The organism is Streptomyces sp. NPDC058289 (assembly GCF_042880975.1).
Taxonomy (GTDB): domain Bacteria; phylum Actinomycetota; class Actinomycetes; order Streptomycetales; family Streptomycetaceae; genus Streptomyces; species Streptomyces stoeckheimensis.
In genome coordinates, this window is sequence record NZ_JBHVYI010000013.1 from 48,297 (window position 1) to 63,784 (window position 15,488).

Annotated in this window: 13 protein-coding genes; 7 read left to right on the forward strand and 6 right to left on the reverse strand. The window is 73.5% G+C overall.

Annotation, left to right across the window (positions count from 1 at the left end):
• Positions 1 to 158 precede the first annotated feature (158 nt).
• Both ACFVX6_RS09265 and ACFVX6_RS09270 read left to right on the forward strand, forming a co-directional pair.
• Positions 159 to 986 (forward strand): enoyl-CoA hydratase family protein, encoded by an 828-nt coding sequence (locus tag ACFVX6_RS09265; RefSeq protein ID WP_389689536.1) that lies wholly within the window; start codon positions 159 to 161, stop codon positions 984 to 986.
• Positions 987 to 990: 4 nt separating this feature from the next.
• The gene (locus ACFVX6_RS09270) at positions 991 to 3,324 is read left to right on the forward strand and encodes a bifunctional salicylyl-CoA 5-hydroxylase/oxidoreductase (RefSeq protein ID WP_389689538.1); all 2,334 of its coding nucleotides are present in this window, start codon (positions 991 to 993) and stop codon (positions 3,322 to 3,324) included.
• Positions 3,325 to 3,331: 7 nt separating this feature from the next.
• Here the strand turns inward: ACFVX6_RS09270 and ACFVX6_RS09275 are convergent, their stop codons facing one another.
• The 5 genes from ACFVX6_RS09275 to ACFVX6_RS09295 form a co-directional block, all read right to left on the reverse strand.
• Complete coding sequence (locus tag ACFVX6_RS09275) at positions 3,332 to 3,775, reverse strand: hypothetical protein (protein ID WP_389689540.1); 444 nt, start codon at positions 3,773 to 3,775, stop codon at positions 3,332 to 3,334.
• Positions 3,772 to 4,611 (reverse strand): GNAT family N-acetyltransferase, encoded by an 840-nt coding sequence (locus ACFVX6_RS09280; protein ID WP_389689542.1) that lies wholly within the window; start codon positions 4,609 to 4,611, stop codon positions 3,772 to 3,774. The genes ACFVX6_RS09275 and ACFVX6_RS09280 overlap by 4 nt, the downstream gene beginning before the upstream one ends.
• A gap of 102 nt (positions 4,612 to 4,713) precedes the next feature.
• On the reverse strand, positions 4,714 to 5,172 hold the full coding sequence (locus ACFVX6_RS09285) for a hypothetical protein (RefSeq protein WP_389689544.1): 459 nt from the start codon (positions 5,170 to 5,172) through the stop codon (positions 4,714 to 4,716).
• Positions 5,173 to 5,198: 26 nt separating this feature from the next.
• Positions 5,199 to 6,008, reverse strand: coding sequence for a PaaX family transcriptional regulator C-terminal domain-containing protein (locus tag ACFVX6_RS09290; RefSeq protein ID WP_389689546.1), 810 nt, complete (start codon positions 6,006 to 6,008; stop codon positions 5,199 to 5,201).
• A 4-nt stretch (positions 6,009 to 6,012) separates the two neighbouring features.
• Positions 6,013 to 7,665 (reverse strand): AMP-binding protein, encoded by a 1,653-nt coding sequence (locus ACFVX6_RS09295; protein WP_389689548.1) that lies wholly within the window; start codon positions 7,663 to 7,665, stop codon positions 6,013 to 6,015.
• A 162-nt stretch (positions 7,666 to 7,827) separates the two neighbouring features.
• On the opposite strand from ACFVX6_RS09295, the gene ACFVX6_RS09300 reads away from it, so the two are divergent.
• From ACFVX6_RS09300 to ACFVX6_RS09310, 3 genes are all read left to right on the forward strand, one after another.
• A complete protein-coding gene (locus tag ACFVX6_RS09300; protein ID WP_389689550.1) occupies positions 7,828 to 9,036 on the forward strand; it encodes an acyl-CoA dehydrogenase family protein in 1,209 nt (402 codons plus the stop codon).
• A complete protein-coding gene (locus tag ACFVX6_RS09305) occupies positions 9,033 to 9,431 on the forward strand; it encodes a RidA family protein (RefSeq protein ID WP_389689552.1) in 399 nt (132 codons plus the stop codon). Before ACFVX6_RS09300 ends, ACFVX6_RS09305 begins: the two co-directional genes overlap by 4 nt.
• A 121-nt stretch (positions 9,432 to 9,552) precedes the next feature.
• Positions 9,553 to 9,981, forward strand: a complete 429-nt coding sequence (locus ACFVX6_RS09310; protein ID WP_389689554.1) for a hypothetical protein — start codon at positions 9,553 to 9,555, stop codon at positions 9,979 to 9,981.
• 115 nt (positions 9,982 to 10,096) lie between these two features.
• Here the strand turns inward: ACFVX6_RS09310 and ACFVX6_RS09315 are convergent, their stop codons facing one another.
• Complete coding sequence (locus ACFVX6_RS09315; RefSeq protein WP_389689556.1) at positions 10,097 to 11,488, reverse strand: aminopeptidase P family protein; 1,392 nt, start codon at positions 11,486 to 11,488, stop codon at positions 10,097 to 10,099.
• 170 nt (positions 11,489 to 11,658) lie between these two features.
• On the opposite strand from ACFVX6_RS09315, the gene ACFVX6_RS09320 reads away from it, so the two are divergent.
• Positions 11,659 to 14,061, forward strand: coding sequence for a collagenase (locus ACFVX6_RS09320; RefSeq protein ID WP_389689558.1), 2,403 nt, complete (start codon positions 11,659 to 11,661; stop codon positions 14,059 to 14,061).
• 89 nt (positions 14,062 to 14,150) lie between these two features.
• Positions 14,151 to 15,305, forward strand: a complete 1,155-nt coding sequence (locus ACFVX6_RS09325; protein WP_389689560.1) for an NAD(P)/FAD-dependent oxidoreductase — start codon at positions 14,151 to 14,153, stop codon at positions 15,303 to 15,305.
• Positions 15,306 to 15,488 lie beyond the last annotated feature (183 nt).

Here is a 15,488-nt window from a genome sequence, read left to right on the forward strand (position 1 = left end):
GGAAATGTCCTGCCGTAGGGCACCCCGACGTGATCGCAAGGGACGTCGGGCACACCGGCTCGGGACCTTCGGTGTGTGTGGCGTCCGGGGCCCGGCATCGACCCACAGTTATCGCGCTTCCCTGACGACAGTCATGGACCGGTGATACCTTCGGGAGGGTGAGTCCCTTCCTCGGTTCCACACCCGCGACCGAACGCTGGAACCACCTCCGGGTGGACCGGCGGGACGGCGTCGCCACCGTCACCCTCGACCGCCCCGAGAAGCTCAACGCGCTCACCTTCGGGGCCTACGCCGACCTGCGCGACCTGCTCGCCGAACTGTCCCGGGAGCGCTCCGTGCGGGCCCTCGTGCTCGGCGGCGAAGGGCGCGGCTTCTGCTCCGGAGGCGACGTCGACGAGATCATCGGCGCCACCCTCGCGATGGACACCGCCCAGCTCCTCGACTTCAACCGGATGACCGGACAGGTCGTGCGCGCCCTGCGCGAATGCCCCTTCCCGGTCATCGCCGCCGTCCACGGGGTCGCCGCCGGCGCCGGGGCCGTCATCGCGCTCGCCGCCGACTTCCGCATCGCCGACCCCACCGCCCGCTTCGCCTTCCTCTTCACCCGGGTCGGCCTCTCCGGCGGCGACATGGGCGCCGCGTACCTGCTGCCCCGCGTCGTCGGGCTCGGGCACGCCACCCGGCTGCTGATGCTGGGGGAGCAGGTCAGGGCGCCGGAGGCCGAGCGGATCGGGCTGCTCAGCGAGGTCACCGAGGAGGGCAAGGACTCCGTACGCGCGGCGGAGCTCGCCGCGCACCTCGCCGCCGGTCCGGCCCTCGCGTACGCGCAGACCAAGGCGCTGCTGACCGCCGAGCTGGACATGCCGCTCGCCGCCTCGGTGGAACTCGACGCGAACACCCAGGCCCTGCTGATGAACGGCGAGGACTACCGGGAGTTCCACGCGGCCTTCACCGGGAAGCGGCCGCCCCAGTGGAAGGGCAGGTAGCGCGATGAGCAGCGGCCGTCAGAGCACCGGCCGTCAGGGCGCCGCCCTGCGGGTCGCCGTGGTCGGCGGGGGCCCGGGCGGGCTGTACGCCGCCGCGCTGCTGGCCCGGCAGGGGCATGCGGTCGACGTGTGGGAGAGGAACGCCCCCGACGACACCTTCGGCTTCGGGGTGGTCCTCTCCGACGAGACGCTCGGCGGCATCGAAGCGGCCGACGCCGTGGTCTACGCGGCCCTGAGCGCCGAGTTCGTCCGCTGGGACGACATCGACATCGTGCACCGGGGCCGGCTGCTGACCTCCGGCGGCCACGGGTTCGCCGCGCTCGGGCGGCGCCGACTCCTGGAGATCCTGCACGAGCGCTGCGCGGGCCTCGGGGTCCGGCTCCGCTTCCGCACCCCGGCCCCCGAACCGCAGGCGCTCGCAGCCTCGTACGACCTGGTGGTCGCGGCCGACGGGGTGCACAGCCGGATCCGGGAGGCCGCGGCGGAGCACTACGGGCCCACCGTGACGGGCGGGCGGTGCCGGTACATCTGGCTCGCCGCCGACTTCCCCTTCGAGGCCTTCCGCTTCGAGATCGCGGAGACCGAGCACGGGGTCATGCAGCTGCACGCCTACCCCTACGCGGCGGACTCCTCGACCGTGATCGTCGAGATGCGCGAGGAGGTCTGGCACAGTGCCGGCTTCGACCTCTGTGACGAGGCGGAATCGGCGGCCCGCTGCGCGAAGATCTTCGGCGAGGCGCTGCGGGGACGGCCGCTGCGCGGGAACGGCTCCACGTGGACGCAGTTCCGTACGGTGGTCAACGCGCGCTGGTCGCACGGCAACACGGTGCTCATCGGCGACGCCGCGCACACCGCGCACTTCTCGATCGGCTCCGGCACCAAACTGGCGGTGGAGGACGCGCTCGCGCTGGCCCGGGCGGTGGAGACCGAGGCGGACGTCCCGGCCGCACTGGCCGCCTACGAGGCCGCACGCCGGCCGGCGGTGGCCTCCACCCAGCGGGCGGCGGCCGCCAGCATGCGGTGGTTCGAGGAGCTCGCCGGGTACGTGGAACAGCCCGCCCGGCAGTTCGCCTTCAACCTCCTCACCCGCAGTCTGCGGGTCACCCACGGCAACCTGCGGCTGCGCGATCCGCGCTTCACGCGTGCGGTGGAGCGCGACTTCGGCTGCCCCGAGGCCGCCCCCGATGCGGGCCCGGACGCGGCGGGAACCCCGCCGATGTTCACGCCGTTCACCCTGCGGGGACTGACCCTGCGCAACAGGGTCGTGGTCTCCCCGATGGACATGTATTCAGCGGATGGAGGGGCCTCGGCTTCGGCGGCGGACGGCGACGGCGTGCCGGGCGACTTCCACCTGGTGCACCTCGGCGCGCGGGCGCTGGGCGGGGCCGCCCTGGTGATGACCGAGATGGTCTGCGTCAGCGCCGAGGGCCGGATCACCCCGGGCTGCACGGGCCTCTACACCGCCGGGCAGGCGGCCGCCTGGGCGCGGATCGCCGACTTCGTGCACACCTCGGCGCCCGGCACCGCGCTGGGCGTCCAGCTCGGCCACTCGGGCCGCAAGGGCTCGACCCGGGTGATGTGGGAGGGCATGGACGCCCCGCTCCCCGAGGGGAACTGGCCCCTGGTGGCCGCCTCCGCACTGCCCTACCGCCCCGGAGTCTCGGCCGTGCCCCGGGCCATGAGCGACGCCGACCTCGCAGCCGTCCGCTCCGACTTCGCCGCCGCCGCCGTCCGGGCGGCCGACTGCGGCTTCGACCTGCTGGAACTGCACTGCGCGCACGGCTACCTGCTGTCCGGCTTCCTCTCCCCGCTGACCAACCACCGCACCGACGCCTACGGCGGCACGCTGGAGAACCGGCTCCGCTTCCCGCTGGAGGTCTTCGACGCGGTCCGCGCCGTCTGGCCCGCCGACCGGCCGATGACGGTCCGCCTCTCGGCCACCGACTGGGCGCCCGGCGGCACCTCGCCCGAGGAGGCGGTGGCCATCGCCCGCGCTTTCGTGGCTCACGGCGCCGACGCCATCGACGTCTCCACGGGCCAGGTGGTGGCGGAGGAGACCCCCGAATACGGGCGCGCGTACCAGACCCCGTACGCCGACCGGATCCGCAACGCCCTGAACGTCCCGGTGATCGCGGTCGGGGCGATCTCCTCCTGGGACGACGTCAACTCCCTGCTGCTGGCGGGCCGGGCCGACCTCTGCGCCCTCGGCCGCCCCCACCTCTACGACCCGCACTGGACCCTGCACGCGGCCGCCGACCAGTCCTACACCGGCCCGGCCGCACCCTGGCCCGCCCCCTACCGCGCCGGCAGCCGCAAGCCGCCGACGGGGCGGGGGTAGCTCCCGCCTACCGGTGTGGCCGCAGGGTCAGGCACTCGTGGCAGTGGCAGGGCTCCGGATGCGGCCGGTCGGGCCATGCGCCGGAGCGGAGCTCCCAGGCATAGTGCTCCAGGAGCACCGCGAGGTTCTGGGCGTACTCCTCCTCCAAGTAGCCCATTTCGAACCGTAGGAGGGCAGGGGAGCGTACGAGCACGGGGCGGAAGCTGTGCAGGTGCCGGGTGGCCACGTAGGACTGCCGGTACCCGCGACCGTGTCGCGGCCGCCCGGCGACCTCGCAGTCCCGGAGGCCGCCCCGCGTGGTGCCGACGAACACCTTGGAGCCGCCCTTGAACATCTTCGTGCCCGGGCGCTGCCCCTGGCCGCCCTCGCCGTAGCGGCGCCACATGACCACGTTCGCGGCCAGCATCCAGAAGGGCTCGACCGGTTCCTCACCTTCTGCGGGGCCGGTCATGCCAGGGCCACCTCCACCCGGTCCTCGACCGGGGTGTATCCCAGGCGCTGGTAGACGCGGTTGCTGGTGGGGTTCGCCAGGTCGGTGAAGAGCAGCACCTCCGCAGCTCCGGCCGCGTGCGCCGCCTCGGTCGCGGCGTGGGTGGCCCCGGCGGCGTACCCGCGGCCGCGCAGCTCCGGCGGGGTGTAGACCGGGCCGATCCGGGTCACCGCGTCGATCGGGCGGAAGAACCCGGCCAGCGAGACCGGGGTCCCGGCGTCCTCCCAGAGCAGCACGCCCCCGTACGAGAGCCGGTCGCGCAGGGCCGCCTCCGAGGCGGCCCCGCCCTCGCCGGACTCCTGCTTGAAGGCGGTGACCCACTCCAGGAGCAGCGGGAGGTCGGCCTCCGCCGCGGGTCGGGCCCGCCCGGCCGGCGCGGGGTCGGGGGCGATGAGCCCGGCGAGCCGGTAGAGGCGGTTCTCCTCCACTACCTCGGTCGGCTTCCCCCAGGAGACGGCCAGCGCCCCCGCGTCCTCGCGGCGGGCGTTGAGCGCGTCGACCCCGGCGAGCAGCGGCTCCGAGGCGAGGGCGGTTCCCAGCTCCCGGACCGCCTCGGCGGGCAGCGTGCCGATCAGCAGCGGATGCGGCGGGCACTGGACCACGGCGCCCGCGACCAGTCCGTCGGCCCCGGTCCACCAGCCGAAGAGGGGCGGCTCGGACCCGAAGGCGTCCAGGCCCTGCCGCTCCAGCGCGTCGATGACCGTGACCAGCTGGGTGTGGGGCACGGGCTGCGCCGCCACCGCGGGGCGCACGGCGGCCACCCAGGCCGCCAGATCAGGGGTGAAGGTCCACGTCATGGCACATGATCACCCGCGTCGAGCGCGCGGTACAGCCCCTTTTCCGCCCGGGCCGCGCCCCGGCCGCGCCCGGGCCGCGGCCGTCGAGGCGCCCCGCCCGGGTCAGCTCGGCAGCCAGCCCGGCCACCACGGCGGCACGTTGTCCGGGCCGCACCGGCCCAGGTCCCCCGGATACCCGTCCAGGGTGCCCCTGACGGCGAAGAACCAGAGCACCAGCGCGCCCAGCGCGAGCACCACCGGCACCATCCGCAGCAGCGGGTGCCTGCGCGGCGTGAGCATCGCGACCATCACCCCGCAGAACGCGAAGCCCACCACCAGGACCGGGAGCAGCAAGGTCAGCTCGGTCATGCCGCCCGCGTCCCGGCCCGCGTCGCAATAGGCGCGGGAGTGGGCGGCGAGGGAGATCGCCAGGCACCCGGCGGCCGCGCCCAGCAACCCGGAAGCGACCAGCGAGAGGACGTGGGGCCACGTGCGGGGGGAGTCCGGGACAGGGCCGGGGGCCGGGTCCGCGGGCAGGGGCTCGGATCGGACTCGGCGCGGCGGGTGTTCGGTTCCTGTCACGAGACCAGGTGACGCCCCGGTCCCCGCTACGGTTCCACGAAGCCGGCCCCGAGGTCCCGCAGCCGCTCGTGGAGCTCCGCGAAGACCGCCGCCGAGCGGTCGCCCGGCCAGTCCGCCGGGAGCAGGGCGCGCGGCAGGCCCGGGTCCGCGTACGGGAGGCGGCGCCAGGTGTCCAGGGCGAGCAGGTAGCCGCGGTAGGCGGCCTCCGGGGTCGGGTCGGCCGTGCCCGTCTGCAGGGCGCGCAGCGAGGGCTCGTGGAGGTCGAGGAACTCCTCGTGCTGCTTGGCCAGCGCCGCCAGGTCCCACCAGCGGGAGACCGACTCCGCCGTCGGGGCGAAGCCCAGGTGGGCGCCCCGGAAGAGCTCCACGTACGGCGTCAGGTGCAGTCGCTCCAGGGTGTGCCGGGTCTCCCCGTCCCACTGCGCCGGGGCGATCCACACGCCGGGCGCCACCGCGCCGAAGCCGAGCCCGGCCAGCCGGGAGCGGAGCAGGTGCCGCTTCGCCCGTTCCTGCTCCGGGACGGAGAAGACGGCCAGCAGCCACTCCTGGGACTCCGCCGGGCGGGCGGCTCCGTAGATCCGGCGGTCGCCGTCCTCCAGGAGCCGGCGCGCCTCCCCGGAGAGCTCGTACCCCGCCGAGCGGTCCCCGGTCCGCGCGGGCAGCAGGAAGCCGCGCCGCTTCAGCCGGGACACCGACGAGCGGACGGACGGAGCGTCCACGCCGGTCGCGCCCAGCAGGCGGACCAGCGCCGACACCGGGACCGGGCCCGGGAAGGCCCGCCCGTAGGCACCGTAGAACGTGACGATCAGGGATCGCGGGGTGTGCTGCTCGACCACGGCTTCACTCTAATTCGTGTCCGTGATCGGCATCGTGTTGATCGCGCAGCCGGAAGCGTTGCAGCTTGCCCGTCGCCGTCCGGGGCAGGGCGGGCAGGAAGACGAAGGTGCGCGGGCACTTGTGCGGGGCGAGCTCGCTCCGCATGAAGGTGCGCAGGGCGTCCTCGGTCAGGACCGCGCCCTCCCGGGGGACCGCGTACGCGACCACGATCTGCCCGCGCCGCTCGTCCGGGCGGCCGACCACGGCCGCCTCCAGCACGTCGGGATGGCGCAGCAGCGCTTCTTCGACCTCGGGTCCCGCGATGTTGTACCCCGCTGAGATGATCATGTCGTCGGCCCGGGCCACGTAGCGGAAATAGCCCTCCGCGTCGCGGACGTAGGTGTCGCCCGTGAGGTTCCAGCCGTCCCGTACGTACTCGCCCTGCCGCGGGTCCGCCAGGTAGCGGCAGCCCACCGGCCCCCGTACGGCCAGCAGCCCCGGCACCTCGTCCGCGACCGGCAGCCCCGCCGCGTCGACCACCCGGGCCTCCCAGCCCGGCACCACCCGGCCCGTCGTACCTGGCCGGATGTCCTCGTCGGCCGCCGAGATGAAGATGTGCAGCAGCTCGGTGGCGCCGATCCCGTTGATGATCCGCAGGCCCGTGCGCTCGTACCAGGCCTGCCAGGTGGCGGCCGGCAGGTTCTCGCCCGCCGAGACGCAGCGGCGCAGCGCGGAGAGGTCGTAGGCGCCCGTGTCGTACGGGCCCAGCGTGTCCAGCATCGACCGGTACGCGGTGGGCGCGGTGAACAGCACCGACACCCGGTGCTCGGCCAGCGCGGGCAGCAGCCGGCGCGGGGAGCCGTCCGCCAGCAGCAGCGCCGAGGCGCCGGCCCGCAGCGGGAAGACCACCAGTCCGCCCAGGCCGAAGGTGAAGCCGAGCGGCGGACTGCCCGCGAAGACGTCCTCGGGGCGGGGGCGCAGCACCTCCCGGGAGAAGGTGTCGGCCACCGCGAGGAGATCGCGGTGGAAGTGCATGCAGCCCTTGGGACGCCCGGTGGTGCCCGAGGTGAAGGCGATCAGCGCCACGTCGTCGGCGGAGGTCTCCACCGCCGGGAAGGGCTCCGCGTGGCGTTCGGCTTCGGCCAGGCGCAGCAGGTCGCCCGGATCCGCACCGCCGTACGCGGTGATCCGCAGACCCGGCACGCCTGCCTTCACCAGGTCGTCGACCACCTCCGCCTGACACAGGGCGTGGCTCACCCGGGCCATCGAGCACACCGTGGCCAGCTCCTGCGCCCGCTGCTGGGCCAGGACGGTGACGGCCACCGCGCCCGCCTTCATCACCGCCAGCCAGCACGCGGCGAGCCAGGGGCCGGTCGGGCCGCGCAGGAGCACGCGGTTGCCGGGGACCACACCGAGATCGGTGGTGAGCACGTGCGCGAGCCGGTCCACGCGGGCGTGCAGCTCCCCGTACGTCCACACCGTGCCGTCCGCGCCGCGGAAGGCGGGGCGGTCGGGGCCCAGCCGGGCGATGGTGGCGTCGAGCAGCTCCACGCCGCAGTTGAGCCGGTCGGGGTAGGCCAGCCCGGGGAGTTCGAAGAGGAGCCGCGGCCAGGCGTGCGCGGGCGGCAGGTGGTCGCGCGCGAAGGTGTCTCGGTGAGCGGAAGGCTTGAGCTCCAAGGCGGGTTCGCCCCCTTGCGACGGCCCGCGCCCCGGGTGGGGGCCGGACCCTGCGTATGGACTGTGGACCGAAGTGGAAGAGCCGGGCCGTGCGAACGCAGCACGAGCGTATCGTCGTGGTGACGGGAGTCAACAGGACGCGATAGAGGCTGGGGCATACGGATGACCCGATTCACGGGATTCGCGCTCGGGGCGGACCAGGAGGACTGGTGCGCGCGGCTGCGCGCACTGGCGGCGGAGCGGCTGCGACCGCTGGCGGACAAGGGGGAGCCGGGCCGGGTCAACCGGCCACTGCTCGCCGCACTAGGCGAAGAGGGCTTGCTGGGGCGGGTGTTCACCTCGGGCGCGCTGGAACTGTGCCTGCTGCGCGAATCCCTCGCCTACGGCTGCACGGAGGCGGAGACGGCCCTCGCCCTCCAGGGACTGGGCGCGTACCCGGTGCTGCGCTCGGGCAGCGACGCGCAGCGCGAGCGGTGGCTGCCCGGCGTGCGGGCCGGGCGCACGGTGGCGGCCTTCGCGCTGAGCGAGCCGGGGGCCGGATCGGACGCGGGGGCGCTGGCGCTCGAAGCCGTGGCCGACGGTGGTGGGGGTGGCGGCGGGGGCTGGCGGCTCAGCGGGGAGAAGTGCTGGATCTCCAACGCGCCCGAGGCCGATTTCTACACCGTCTTCGCCCGCACCGGCGAAGGTCCGGGAGCCAAGGGGGTCAGCGCCTTCCTGGTCCCGGCGGACCGGCCCGGGCTCTCGGGAGAGGCCCTCGACATGCTCTCCCCGCACCCGATCGGCGCGCTCGCCTTCGACGGGGTCCCGGTGGGCCCGGCCGACCTGCTGGGGGAGCCGGGCCGGGGCTTCCGGGTGGCCATGGACACCCTGAACCTCTTCCGCCCCAGCGTGGGCGCCTTCGCCGTCGGGATGGCCAGGGCCGCCCTGGACGCCACGGTGGCGCACACGGCCGTCCGTACCGCCTTCGGCGGGGTACTGGGCGACCTGCAGGCCGTGGCGCACCGGGTGGCCGAGATGGCCACCCGGACCGAGGCCGCCCGCCTCCTCGTCTACGCGGCGGCGGAGGCCTACGACGCGGACGCGCGCTCCCCGCAGGTACCCAGGCGGGCGGCCATGGCGAAGCTGCTGGCCACCGAGACGGCCCAGTACGTCGTCGACCACGCGGTGCAGCTGCACGGGGCGACCGCCCTGCGCCGCGGCCACCTGCTGGAACACCTGTACCGGGAGGTGCGGGCGCCGCGGATCTACGAGGGGGCGAGCGAGGTGCAGCGCACGATCATCGCCAAGGAGCTCTACCGGGAGGCGCGGGAGATGCAGGAGGCGCAGGAGATGCGGGAGGCGCAGGAGGCGCAGGAGGTGGGGGAGGCGTGAGCCTGGAGCGGATCAACCCGGAGGAGCTGTCCCCGGCGACGGGCTTCTCGCACGCCGTCGTCGCGAGCGGGGGCCGGCTGGTGTTCCTGGCCGGGCAGACGGCGCTCGACGGCGCGGGGAAGGTGGTGGGGACGACGCTGCCGCAGCAGTTCGAGCAGGCGCTGGCGAACCTGCTGGCCGCACTGGCGGGGGCGGGCGGCGCACCGGCCGATCTGGCACGGGTCACCGTCTACGCCGTGGACGTGGCCGACTACCGGGACTGCGCCCCCGAACTGGGGCTGATCTGGCGGCGGTTGGCGGGCCGGGACTATCCGGCGATGGCGGTCGTGGGCGTGGTCCGACTGTGGGACGAGGCGGCGCTCGTCGAGCTGGACGGCCTGGCGGTGCTCCCGTAGGCCTTTCCGCTGGTGAGCGTGGGTGCCTTTGACAGTGGGCAGGGGAGGGTGGAGGGTGGAATCGGCTCATAAACGGAGTAATCCGGACGAATCGACCCTTCATTCTCGGAGGTGTATGACTATGCGCCGTGGGTTCATTGCGGCAGCCGTGGCAGGGGCCGCCGGGATCACGCTCGGCCTGATGCCGCTCGGCAGTGCCTTTGCCTCGGGTCTGCCGCAGACGTACGACCGGTGTGCCGACTGGCGCGGCAACGAGTGGCGTGGGGGCGACTGGTGGCGCTACTGCTGCGACCCCTCGCGCGGTAACGACCGTCCCAGTTGGTGCTGGGACAACAGCAACTGGGACAACGACAGTTGGAACAGCAACTGGGACAACAGCAACTGGAGCAACGACCGCTGGGACCACGACAACTGGAACCACGGCAACTGGAACGACAACGACAGTTGGAACCACGACAACGGCAACTGGAACCACGACAACGGCAACAACTGGCGTGACGGCGGCTGGAACGACGGCGGCAACCGCAACGGGAACAACTGGAACGACTGACTGACCGCCCGGGACCCGGCGTAACGGGACCCAGGCGTAACGGGACCCAGGCGTACAGGGGCGCGAGGCCCGGGCGCGGTGAACCGCGCCGGGGCCCGCCCCGCCCCGCGGCCCGCTACCGGCCGCCGTCCTCCAGCAGGTTCCCCATCCACTCCTCGATGCCCGCCACCGTGCGCGGCAGGGCGCCCGACATCAGCCGGGCGCCCTCGGCCGTGATCACCAGGTCGTCCTCGATGCGGACGCCGATGCCGCGCAGCTCCGGCGGGAGGGTCTCGTCGTCGGGCTGGAGGTAGAGCCCCGGCTCCACGGTGAGGACCTGGCCCTCTTCGAGCACCCCGTCCAGGTAGGTGTCCGCGCGCGCCTGCGCGCAGTCGTGCACGTCGAGCCCGAGCATGTGACCGCTGCTGCACAGGGTGTAGCGCCGGTGCAGATCGCCCTCGGCGTTCTTGAGCACCCCCCACTCCGCGAGCCCCTCCGCGATCACCCGCATCCCGGCCCGGTGGAAGTCGCGGAAGCTCGCGCCCGGCCGCAGCGCCGCCATGCCCGCGTCCTGGGCGGCCAGGACCAGTTCGTACACCTGCCGCTGGACGGGGGAGAACCGGCCCGACAGCGGGAGGGTGCGGGTGACGTCCGCCGTGTAGAGGCCGTCGGTCTCCACGCCCGCGTCCATCAGGAGCAGGTCGCTCGCGTTCAGCCGGCCGTCGTTGCGGATCCAGTGCAGTACGCAGGCGTGCGCGCCCGACGCGGCGATCGTCTCGTAGCCGGTGCCGTTGCCCTCGGCCCGGGCGCGGCGGTTGAAGACCCCCTCGATCCACCGCTCGCCGCGCGGGTGTGCCAGGGCGCGCGGGAGGTCCCGTACGACGTCCTCGAACCCGGCCGTGGTGTGGTCGACGGCGAGCTGCAGCTCGGCCACCTCCCAGGCGTCCTTGACCAGGCGCAGTTCGGAGAGGGCGACGGCGAGCTCCGGGTCCGCGGCGGCATTGCGCCCCGTCGGGGAGCCCAGCGCGTCCAGGTGGGCGCAGCGGATGCCGGAGAGCCGCTCCGCCTCCGCGAGGTCGGGCCGGCGGCCGACCCAGAACTCCCCGTAGCGGCGGTCGCGGTAGAACTCCTCGTTGCCGCCGCTGCGCAGTGAGCGCGGGCGCAGGTAGAGGACGGCCTCGTGCCCGTGCGGGCCGGCCGGCTCCAGGACCAGGACGTGGCCGACCTGGTCCTCGCCGGTGAGTCCGGTCAGCCAGGCGTACGCGCTGTGCGGGCGGAAGCGGTAGTCGCAGTCGTGGCTGCGGACCTTCAGCTCGCCCGCGGGGATGATCAGCCGCTCGCCGGGGAAGCGGGCGGAGAGGCGTGCGCGGCGGGCGGGGGTGACGGCGTACGAGGGGACGCGCGTGGCGTCCGGCAGGGGGGAGGCCGCCCAGTCCGACGCCATGAAGCGGGACAACTCGGCTGATACCGGCAGGTCGTGACTGCCGATGTTGAGCCCGGCGGTGGGGCGGGAGGGGGTGTCGGTCACAGGGGCTCCCTCAAGAAGATGCGAACTGGTGGGCACACAGGTCTTGTCAGTGCAATTTCACATTACTATGTTACAGCTCACACCGCGCCACGTTAATCCCCGCCAAACGCCGCGTGAAGCAGGGCAGTTCCGCACTTTCCCCCACCGCCCCTCCCAGCCAGGAGTTCTTGGTGTCCCAGCACAGAGTTGTGCGCACGTCCCTCCTCTCCGCCGCCGTCGCGGTCACCCTCCTCGCCACTGCCGGCCAGGCCGTGACCCAGGCCGCCGAGACCGGCGCCCGCGCCAACGCAGCGGGTCCCACCGCGCCCGGTGCCTTCACCGGGGGCGCCGCGGGTACCGAGGCCGGTGCGAACCCGTTCGACGAGGTCGAGCACCTCGCCGACGCACAGCAGGCCGCCCCCGCGCCCGCGCCGGCCCCCGGCGGCCAGACCCCGGGCGGCCAGGCCGTCGCCGAAGGCAAGGTGCCCGGCGCCGTCACCGCACCCGCCGCCGTGACGGCCACGAAGAGCGGCCGGCTCGCCGCCGCCGCCCAGGGCACCGCCGCGGGCGTCCCGTGCACCCTCGACGGGATCACCGGGCTCACCCCGGAGCAGTTCGCCGACTTCCTCGCCGACCCGGCCGTCACGGCGGCCAAGGGCGGCTGCCTCTCGGGCCTCATCTGGACCTGGGACGCCCGCCTGGCCCCCGTCATGTCGGACGCCCACGTGCAGGCCGTCTCCCGCCGGATATCCGGCCTGGCCGCCTCTCACGACGGACTGAACTCCTCCCATCTGGAGGAGATGTTCACCTACCTGCACGCCGTGGCCTACCACGACCACTCCCGCAGCGAGATCGACGTCACCGACGCCCCGACCGTCGACGCCATGCGCCGGGCCATCGCCGCCTTCGCGGGCGCCGCCCGCACCTTCGACGCCACCGGCTCCAACGCCCGCACCCTGCGCGAGGCCCTCTACACCGGCAGCGCCCCCGGCCTGCGCCACCACCAGCTCGGCCTGATCAAGAACGTCCTGGCCACCATGGACCCGTCGCACACCGCGACGCACCTGGACACCGCCTGGGCGGGCGCGGCGCTCGCCGCCCTCTCCGTCAACTACCTCGGCGTGTACAACAACGACACCGCGTTCCACGCGGCGGCGGCCGCCGACGCCCCGTACCGCGCCACCTTCAAGAACTTCGCCACGTACGCCCACCTCAAGGGCACCGCGAACGCCTGGGTGGCGCGCGACGCCATCGCCGAGTTCGGCCGCTTCGGCCAGATCGCGGGCCTGAAGGACGGGACCACCGCCGACCTCGGCGCGCTCCTCGCGCCGGCCAGGGCCGCCTTCGGCGACGGCAGCGAGCCGTGGGCGAAGGCCGTCTCCTGGCTCAACTTCTACCAGGCGTGCAAGCCGTACGGGGTGTGCAAGGAGGACATCGAGCGGGAGCTCTTCCCGAACACCTACACGTACGACAGCGGCGCCATCAAGGTCCGCACCGCCCTCGACCGGGCCACCGTCGACCAGCTCTACTACGCGAGCAAGCAGGTCAAGACCCAGTACCACCGGGTCGTGGGCACCGACCAGCCGATCGCCGGGGACGTCAACACCACCCTGAACATCGTGCTCTACGCCTCCCGCGCGGACTACGTGAACTACCACCCGATCCTCACCGGCTACGGCACCAACAACGGCGGCATCTACATCGAGAACGGCGCCACCTTCTACACCTACCAGCGCCGCGTCCCGCAGGACTCCCAGCTCACCCTGGAAGAGCTCTTCCGCCACGAGTACACGCACTACCTCAACGGCCGCTTCGCCGTCCCCGGCACCTTCGGCCAGGGCGCCTGGTACGAGGGCGACCGCACGACCGCCATGGACGAGGGCACCGCCGAGTTCTTCGACGGCGCGACCCGCGACAACGGCATCGCCGTACGCAAGTCCCTGATCAAGAGCATCATCGCCGACACGGCGGGCGGCGGCCCGCGCATGTCGGTGGACCAGCTCCTGCACGCCACGTACGCCAACGACGGCTTCCGCTTCTACGGGTACTCGGGCGCCTTCTTCGAGTTCCTGTGGACCGAGCAGCCCTCGAAGCTGCGGGAGATGTACGGCTACCTGCGCGCCAACGACCCGGCGGGCTTCGACGCCTGGCGGACCAGGATGGGCCGGGACGCGGCCGTCCAGACCGGCTACGACCGGTTCCTGGACGCCCAGATCGCCAGGGTCGACCAGCTGTTCGTGCCGAACACCTCCTTCACCCCGAACGCGCAGCTGCGCGACGCGGCGCTCGCGGACGTGAAGTCCACCTTCGCGACGGCCACGTACAACACGCCGGACTGCGTGGAGAACGGCGAGCCGGGCAAGCGCCGGTTCACCTGTACCGGCAGGATCACGGCGAACCTGAAGGACTGGCGCAGCGACGACCAGAACTTCAAGGACATGTCCGAGACGGTCGATTACTTCATCCTCGACCGTGCGGGCGCGGCCTCGAACAACCTGGCCGACATGAACTGCTCCTTCGGTGCGCTGGACGTCTGGACCAACCGTGTTGCGGGTACGTCGAGTTACAGCTGCGAGGGCCCGCTCCGCGGCTGACCTGGGCCGTCCCGGGCCATCTCGGCCCGGGCTCGGTCCACCCCTGGCCGCCTCTGTCCGCCTCTAGAGATATGTGACATATTACTGCCGTGCCCAAGAGACACCCCCTGGACCTCGTGATCATCGGCGCAGGCGTCGTCGGAGCCGCGTGCGCGTACTACGCGGCGCGTGCCGGACTCCGCGTGGCCGTCGTCGACCGCGGCCCGGTCGCCGGTGGCACGACCGGCGCCGGCGAAGGCAATCTGCTCGTCTCCGACAAGGAGGCGGGCCCCGAGCTGGACCTCGCGCTGCTCTCGGCGCGACTCTGGCGGGAGCTCGCGCTCGAACTCCCGGGGGAGATCGAGTACGAGGCCAAGGGCGGCCTGGTCGTCGCCGCGGACGAGGCCACCGTGAAGGCCCTACGGGGCTTCGCGGACGGCCAGCGCGCGGCCGGCGTCGACGCGGTCGAGGTGGGACCGGGAGAGCTGGGCGAACTGGAGCCCCACCTCGCCCCGGACCTGGCGGGCGGTTTCCACTACCCGCAGGACGCCCAGGTCCAGCCGGCCCAAGCGGCGGCGCAGCTGCTGGCCGCGGCGCCGGGCGTGGTGCTCCACCTCGGGGAGGAGGTCACGGAGTTCCTCCGGGGCCCGGCGGGCGAAGTCCGCGGAGTCCGCACGGCTCGCCGCGACCTCCTCGCCCCGGCGGTGCTCAACGCGGCCGGCACCTGGGGCGGGGCGGTGGCCGCGCTGGCCGGAGTCGGACTTCCGGTGCTGCCCCGGAGGGGTTTCGTCCTGGTGACGGAGCCGCTGCCGAGGGTGGTGCGGCACAAGGTCTACGCCGCGGACTACATTGCGGACGTCGCGAGCGGGTCGGCGGCGCTGCAGTCCTCGGCGGTGGTCGAGGGCACCCCGGCGGGGCCGGTCCTGATCGGCGCCACCCGCGAGCGGGTCGGCTTCGACCGCTCGCTGTCGACGGAGGCGCTGCGGCGGCTGGCGGCGCAGGCGGCGGCCCTCTTTCCGGTGCTGGCGGACGTGCGCGTCCTGCGTGCGTACCACGGCTTCCGGCCGTACCTGCCGGACCACCTTCCGGCGATCGGTCCGGACCCCCGGGTTCCGGGGTTGTTCCACGCCTGCGGCCACGAGGGTGCGGGGATCGGGCTGGCGCCGGGGACGGGAGCGCTGATCGCGGCGGCGCTGACGGGTGCGGCTCCTGCCCTGGACCCGGCTCCCTTTGCTCCGGCGCGGTTTGCGGAGTCCCCGCGATGACCGGGGGTGAGGCGCCGTTGCCGGGGGCGGGGTGGGGTGTCGGCCTGGACTGCATGATTTAGGCGCCCTGTGCCCTACGTAGGCAGGGTGAGGGGTGTTCTCGCGCCACACATCACGCTTTACGTCCCGGCCAACACCCCACCCCGCCCCCGTCCCCGGCCGATCCAGCCTCGCCGGCGTTTG